A 6,533-nucleotide genomic window follows, 5' to 3' on the forward strand; every position below is an offset into this window, starting at 1 on the left:
TCGATCTCGTCGGCGATCAGGCGGGCCTCGGCCTCGCCGTCCCAGACGCCGCGCACGCGGACCTTGTCGCCGCCGTCGTCCTGGGTCCACAGGGTCTTGCCCAGCCGGTCGCGGTTGGCCGCGATCAGTCCGGAGGCCGCGCCCAGGATGTGGCGGGTCGAGCGATAGTTCCGCTCCAGCTTGATGATCTTCGCGCCGGGGAAGTCGCGTTCGAAACGCAGGATGTTGTCCACCTCCGCCCCGCGCCAGCCGTAGATCGACTGGTCGTCGTCGCCGACGCAGCAGACGTTGCCGCTGGAGGCGGTCAGCAGCCGCAGCCACAGATACTGGGCGACGTTGGTGTCCTGATATTCGTCCACCAGGATGTAGCGGAACCGGCGGCGGTATTCCTCGGCCAGGTCGGCGTGCTGCGACAGGATGGTGATGTTGTGCAGCAAGAGATCGCCGAAGTCGCAGGCGTTCAGGGTGCGCAGCCGCGCCTGATAGGCGCCGTACAGCGCCTGGCCCTTGCCGTTGGCGAAGTCCTCGGTCGAGGGCAGTTTCTCGGGCGTCCAGCCGCGGTTCTTCCAGTGATCGACCAGGCCGGCCAGCGACTTGGGCGTGAAGCGTTTGGTGTCGACGTTGGCGGCTTCGAGGATCTGCTTCAGCAGCCGTTCCTGGTCGTCGGTGTCCAGGATGGTGAAGCTGGACTTCAGCCCGACCAGTTCGGCGTGGCGGCGCAGAATCTGGGCGGCGATGGAGTGGAAGGTGCCCAGCCAGCGCAGCCCTTCCGCCGACGGGCCGATCAGGTGGGTGATCCGCTCGCGCATCTCGCGCGCGGCCTTGTTGGTGAAGGTGACGGCCAGAAGCTCCCACGGGCGGGCGCGGCCGGTCGCCAGGATGTGGGCCAGCCGCGTGGTCAGCACCCGCGTCTTGCCCGTGCCGGCGCCGGCGAGGACCAGGACCGGGCCCTCGGTCGTCTCGACGGCCTCGCGCTGTTCGGGGTTCAGGCCGGCCAGATAGTCGCCGGCCCCGCCGCCGGGCGGGCGGGCGCGGGCCAGGTCGGAAATGCGCGGGGCGGGCAGGTCGGTCACTTCGGAAGATACGCTCGAACGGTTCTGATTCACGCGGAACATAAGGGGCACAGAGGGCGATGTCAGGGCCGCATGGAAAATCGCGGCGGGAACCGGCCGTTTTCCACGCCCGTTGCGAGCAGGTGAAGGGAGGGACGGATGGCCGACCGTTCTCAACATTCCGCCCGCTGGGCGATGCTGGCCGCCGCGCTGGTCGTGGTGGCGGCGCTGGTGCTGTGGCTGTTGTTCGCGGGCCGGGCGGCGACCCCGACCGCGCCGCAGGACTTGGACATTCGGCCGGCGGTCCCCGAAGCGCCCCGATTGCCGCCGGTCGAGCCGCCGTCCGTGCCCAATCCGCCGACGCCGCCCGCGCCGGTGGGGTAAGGTCAGGTCATTTCAGGCTGTAGGTGATGGTGGTCACCACGCGCAGCTTCTTGTTGACCGAGGCGGCTTCCTCGAAGCCGTCACCGTCGCGCGGCAGGATTTCGAACGAGCCTTGGGTCGCCTGGCGGATCGGGCCCATCGGCGTTCCTGAGTCCTTGGCGAACTGCTCGGCGCCCTTGCGCGCGGCGGCGGTCGCCTCGGCGATCATCTGGGGGCGGACGTCGTTCAGCCGGGTAAAGACGTAGGACGGGCCGCGGAAGTCCTGCAGCACCACGCCCTGGCGGACCAGGTCGTTCAGGGCGCGCGTGGTGGCCTCCACCCGCGCCACGTCGGTGGTGCGCACGATCACCGTCTGGGCCAGGATGAAGCGCGGGCCGCCGTTCTGGGCGGCGTATTCGCGCGAGCGGGTGTCGGCGACCTCCAGCCGGCCCAGCGTCACGGCCTCGGCGGGATAGCCCTGGGCCGACAGGAACTGGCGCACCAGGCCCAGGTCGCCGTCGATGCGGGACTGGACCTCCGACAGAACGTCGCCAGAGGCGGTGAAGCGCAGGGGAAGCACGGCCAGGTCGGCCTTGACGTCCCGTTCCGACAGGCCGCGCACGGTGACGGTGCGGTCGCCCGCGCGGGCGTGGATCACCCCCTGGCCGACCAGGGCGCCCCCGCCGATGACCCCGAGGGCCAGAAGACCGCCGAAGACGGCGGCGGGAAGCAGGCGGTTGTCGGTCATCAGCGATCCTCCGGCCGCCAGCCTACGCCCGTCGGACGACGCCCGGCTAGAGGTCGTCGGTGGCGGCGTACACCATGATGCCGGTGGCGATGGCGAGATTCAGGCTGTCGGCTCGGCCGCGCATCGGAATCTTGACGTTGACGTCGCAGGCGGCGGCCAGCCGGTCGGTCAGGCCCGCCTGTTCGTTGCCCATCAGGATCAGCGACGGACGCCGCATGACGGCTGTGCGATGGCTGACGGTTGCATCGAGCCGGGTGCCGACGACGCTGCCCGGCCAGGTCTGGCGCCAGGCCAGGAAGGCGTCGGGGTCGGTGCGGGTGATCGACACGGCGAAGACCGAGCCCATCGTGGCGCGCACCGCCTCCACCGAATAGGGATCGACGCAGTCGCCGATCAGGATCACGCCGCCGCAGCCGGCCGCGTCGGCGGTGCGGATGATGGTGCCCAGGTTGCCCGGATCACGCACCTGCTCCAGCGCGACCCAGCAGGGAGCGCTAGAGGGGTCCAGGGCGTCCAGCGGCGCATAGGCCTGATCGAACACGCCCAGCACCGTCTGCGGATTGTCGCGCCGGCTGATCTTTTCCAGGATGGCGTGGGTGACGACGACGATCTCGCCGCCGGCCTTCAGCGTCTCGGCCTTGGCGCGGTCCAGCAGGGGGTGGGGACGGGCGTCCTGGCCGACCAGCAGCATCCGGGGCGCGCGGGCCTGGTCCAGCGCCTCGCCGATGAACTTCAGCCCCTCGGCCAGGAAGGTCCCGGTCGCTTCGCGTTCCTTGCGCATGTGGAGGGCGCGAACGGCCTTGACCGCGTCGTTGGTCAGGCTGGTGATGACGCGCTCGGTCATCGGCTCCACCGGGCGAAGAACGACAGGCCGATGGCGCGGGCGTCCGCGCCATCCTCCGACAGGGCCAGTTCGCCCCAGTCGATGCGGCCGCCGCGGTCGTGCGTCGCTTCGGCCATCATGTGCGCCAGCGACAGGCCCGAGATGCGCGCGGCGTAGGCGTTGAGCAGCAGGAAGTCCGCGTCGTCGTCCAGCAGGGCCGCGCAGTCCTTCAACAGGCCCGGCATATCCTCGAAAAGCCGCCAGACCTCGCCGGTCGGGCCACGCCCGTATTTGGGCGGGTCCAGGATGATCCCATGATACTTCGAACCGCGACGGACTTCGCGGGCGACGTATTTGCGTGCGTCCTCGACGATCCAGCGGATCGGTCGGTCGGCCAGGCCCGACAGCTCGGCGTTTTCGCGCGCATAGGTCACGGACTTCTTGGAGGCGTCGACGTGAGTGACCTCGGCCCCGGCTGCGGCGGCGGCCAGGCTGGCCACGCCGGTGTAGCCGAACAGGTTGAGGATCTTGGGCGCATTGCTTGTTGGGCTATCGCCCTTCGGGCTGCTTGAGCCCGTTTGCCCATCGCCCTTCGCGCTACCTGAAGCGGTGAGGGTCCGGATGCGCTGATCCAGCCATTCCCAGTTGGCCGCCTGCTCCGGGAAGAAGGCCAGGTGGCGGAACGGGGTGAACCGACCGGCGAAGCGCACGTCGCGCCATTTGAGCGGGAAAGCGTCGATGGGGCCGTGCTGGTCGAAACGCCAGCGGCCGGAATCCTCTTCCTCCTGCTGCGGATCGAACACGGCGTTGGCGGCGTCGAAGGCGGCCGGGTCGCGCGGGGACCAGAAGCACTGGGGCTCGGGCCGGACCACGGTATGGCCGCCATACCGCTCCAGCTTCTTGCCATCGCCGGAATCCAGCAGGGCGTAGTCGGACCAGCCGCGGGTCACCAGGGTTTCGGGCGTGGGAGAGAGCTTGGGCGCCATCACCCGGCTGATAGGCGCTCAGGCCGCCTCGCGTCCAGCGCCGTCGACCGTTTCGACGCGATCGCGGTCCCGGTCGTGCGGGGTCTTGTCCCAGACGAAGGGCTGGGTCGCCAGCCGCCAGACGGCGTGGACGAAGGCGACGCTGAGCAGCGCCCAATAGGCGGGCGCGCAGGCCATGTCGGACAGGGTGTAGCCCAGGCCGGCCCGACGCGCGCCAACCGCGCAGCCCATCCAGGCGGCGATGGCGCCCAGCAACAGGACGCCGACGGAGGGGATCGGCACGCCCGGAGACAGGCCCGAAGACAGGCCGATCAATACCGCCGCCGTCAGCCAGGCCAGCGCCGGCGCATGGGCCAGGGCCGAGACGATGGCCATGCCGACGGTCATGACGAAGGCGGCCAGGCCGCGCGCGCCCAGGCCCATCGGTCGCCGCGTGTGGACGCCCCACGTCTGCATATAGCCCTTCAGCCAGCGCGTCCGCTGGGGCAGCCAGCGGTCGAAGCCGCCTGGCGGCGTCTCCAGGGTGGGGCGGGCGATGACGCCCAGCCGCCAGCCCTGTCGCCACAGTCGAAAGCCCAGGTCGGCGTCCTCGGTCACGTTGAAGGCGTCCCACCCGCCGGCCTGACGCAGGGCGCTGACACGGATGTGGTTGCTGGTGCCGCCCAGGGGAAAGGGCAGGCCCAGGCGCGCCATGCCGCGCAGCGTGACCTCGAACAGCGAGGCGTATTCCAGGGCGAATTGCCGATCCAGAAACCCCGATCGCGGAAGGTGCGAGCGGTCGCGGATCCTGAGCGGCGCCTGCAGGCAGCCCAACTCGGGGTCGTGCATGAACCGCGACGCCGCCTCGCGCAGCTGGCCGGGATCGGGGGCGTCCTCGGCGTCGTAGATGGTCAGGAAGGCCCCGCTGCAACGGGCCAGGGCGAAGTTCAGGGCCCGGGGCTTGGTCTGGGGCGCGCCGGGCGGGGCGATCAGGACATAGAGCCAGGCCGGACGGGGCGTCGCCTCGATCGCGGCCAGGGTGGCGGCGTCGTGGGCCTCCAGCACCAGGAAACCCTCCAGCCGGTGCGCCGGGTAGTCGAGACGCGACAGGTTCTGGATCAGCTGCGGCGCGACGTCGGCCTCGTCATGCAGGGCGGCCAGGACGGTGTAGCGCGGCCATCGCTCAAGGGCGGGCGCCCGCGGGATCGGCGCCAGGCTGGCGATGGCCAGGGTGAACCGCCACATCGACGTCAGCACGAAAACGGCCTGAAGCCCGAGCACGGCGCAGGCCAGGGCGGCGGTGGGCGCCGCCAGCAGCGCGCAGCAGGCGAAGGCCAACAGGCTCGTGCACAAAAGAGTCTGGCCGATCGTCACGCCCTCGCGCGCGGCGCTGGTGAACGCGACGCGATCCGTGTCGGCGGCGACTGCGCCCCCGTCCGCCCCCATGGCCGCCTCCCCATTAGCGACAATCCCAGATTGGTATTTCACGCAACCAATTAGTTCAAGCCTTGGCGCTTGCGTGCGGGAATGGGTATGCAGGGCGCCGAACGGAGCTGATCCTTGACCGCCGCAACCCCGCGTTCGAACCGAAAGCCCAAGGGCGAGGGCCATTCGCGCCGGGGCGAAATCCTGGCCGCGGCGGAACGCATCTTCGTCGAGCACGGGTACGAGGGCGCTACGATCCGCAAGATCGCGGACGCGGTCGGCCTGTCGTCGACGGCGCTCTACATGCACTTCGCCGACAAGGGCGAGATTCTGCAGGAAATCTGCCGCGAGGCGTTCGCCCGGCTGATCGCCTCGACGCGGGACCTGGCCGAGACGCCGGCCCCGCCCGAAGTCAGGCTGCGACGCATGATCGAGGCCTATGTGGCCTTTGGCTTCGACCATCCCAACGCCTATCGCCTGATCTACCTGACCCGTCCTGCCGAGGCGCGAGAGGGCGCCCAGACCATGGCGCAGGAGATGGGCGCCGGCCTGTTCGAGAGCTTCGAGGCCGCCGTGGCGGAGGCGGTCGACGCCGGGCGGATGACGGGCGAGCCGAAGGTGATCGCCCAGGCCATCTGGGCCTCGGCGCACGGCGTCGTCTCGCTGATGATCACCAAGCCCTATTTTCCGTGGGCGGAGCGGCAGGCCCTGGTCGACACGACCCTGGACGCCGTGTTCGGGGGACTGCTGAAGCCGTGAGACGGCGGGTCGGCCTGGGGATCGTCGTCGCTGTGGTCGCGGCGGGCACCGCGCAGGCGGAACCGCTGCGCGTGATGGCGCTGGACCAGTGCGCGGACCAGTATGCGCTGGCCCTGGTCCCGGAGGCCGAACTGGCCCTGTCGCCACGCGCCGACGACCCGGATTCCTGGATGCGGCGCCAGGCCGAGGGGCGCCGGCGGATACGGCCGACGCTGGAGGCGGCCGTCGGCTTTCGGCCCGACGTGGTGGTGCGCTACTGGGGCGGCGAGCCGCGCCTGCTGGCGGCGCTGGAGCGGCGCGGCATGCGTGTTCTGACCCTCGACGACGCAACGGATTTCGACGGGATCAGCGCCAATATCGCGCTGGTGGCCGACGGTCTGGGACAGTCCGAACGGGGG

At 70.4% G+C, this 6,533-nt stretch carries 7 protein-coding genes and 1 pseudogene; 3 read left to right on the top strand and 5 right to left on the bottom strand.

The genetic code is table 11. From position 1 onward, the window contains the following. A partial coding sequence (locus B2U11_RS00610) for an ATP-dependent helicase (RefSeq protein ID WP_292069037.1) occupies positions 1–1,115 on the bottom strand: 1,115 nt, incomplete at its 3' end. Positions 1,116–1,211: 96 nt separating this feature from the next. Between B2U11_RS00610 and B2U11_RS00615 the strand changes: the two genes are divergently transcribed. Then, positions 1,212–1,436 carry a hypothetical protein gene (locus tag B2U11_RS00615; protein ID WP_292069038.1) on the top strand — a complete coding sequence of 75 codons (225 nt, stop codon included), beginning with the start codon at positions 1,212–1,214 and terminating at the stop codon, positions 1,434–1,436. 7 nt (positions 1,437–1,443) lie between these two features. On the opposite strand, the gene B2U11_RS00620 is transcribed toward B2U11_RS00615, so the two are convergent. From B2U11_RS00620 to B2U11_RS00635, 4 genes are read right to left on the bottom strand one after another with little or no spacing between them, the layout of a single operon-like run. Next, positions 1,444–2,163 (bottom strand): SIMPL domain-containing protein, encoded by a 720-nt coding sequence (locus B2U11_RS00620; RefSeq protein WP_292069039.1) that lies wholly within the window; start codon positions 2,161–2,163, stop codon positions 1,444–1,446. A gap of 46 nt (positions 2,164–2,209) precedes the next feature. Beyond that, entirely contained in the window at positions 2,210–3,007 is a 798-nt protein-coding gene (locus B2U11_RS00625; protein ID WP_292069040.1) for a TrmH family RNA methyltransferase, read from the bottom strand. Then, positions 3,004–3,972 (bottom strand): class I SAM-dependent methyltransferase, encoded by a 969-nt coding sequence (locus B2U11_RS00630; protein WP_292069041.1) that lies wholly within the window; start codon positions 3,970–3,972, stop codon positions 3,004–3,006. The genes B2U11_RS00625 and B2U11_RS00630 overlap by 4 nt, the downstream gene beginning before the upstream one ends. A gap of 18 nt (positions 3,973–3,990) precedes the next feature. Beyond that, entirely contained in the window at positions 3,991–5,397 is a 1,407-nt protein-coding gene (locus B2U11_RS00635; protein WP_292069043.1) for a glycosyltransferase family 2 protein, read from the bottom strand. Between the two features lie 114 nt (positions 5,398–5,511). Here B2U11_RS00635 and B2U11_RS00640 point away from each other — a divergent pair, with 114 nt between their 5' ends. Together B2U11_RS00640 and B2U11_RS00645 are read left to right on the top strand one after the other, a co-directional pair. Beyond that, complete coding sequence (locus B2U11_RS00640; protein WP_292069045.1) at positions 5,512–6,135, top strand: TetR/AcrR family transcriptional regulator; 624 nt, start codon at positions 5,512–5,514, stop codon at positions 6,133–6,135. Next, positions 6,132–6,533, top strand: a pseudogene (locus B2U11_RS00645) (ABC transporter substrate-binding protein); the annotation flags it as partial. The gene B2U11_RS00640 and the pseudogene B2U11_RS00645, both read left to right, overlap by 4 nt.

The organism is Brevundimonas sp. UBA7534 (genome assembly GCF_002479325.1).
Taxonomy (GTDB): domain Bacteria; phylum Pseudomonadota; class Alphaproteobacteria; order Caulobacterales; family Caulobacteraceae; genus Brevundimonas.

Coding starts and splice junctions, on each gene's coding strand:
- B2U11_RS00620 (WP_292069039.1), bottom strand. CDS start 2,163: ATGACCGACAACCGCCTGCTTCCCGCCGCCGTCTTCGGCGGTCTTCTG.
- B2U11_RS00625 (WP_292069040.1), bottom strand. CDS start 3,007: ATGACCGAGCGCGTCATCACCAGCCTGACCAACGACGCGGTCAAGGCC.
- B2U11_RS00630 (WP_292069041.1), bottom strand. CDS start 3,972: ATGGCGCCCAAGCTCTCTCCCACGCCCGAAACCCTGGTGACCCGCGGC.
- B2U11_RS00635 (WP_292069043.1), bottom strand. CDS start 5,397: ATGGGGGCGGACGGGGGCGCAGTCGCCGCCGACACGGATCGCGTCGCG.
- B2U11_RS00615 (WP_292069038.1), top strand. CDS start 1,212: ATGGCCGACCGTTCTCAACATTCCGCCCGCTGGGCGATGCTGGCCGCC.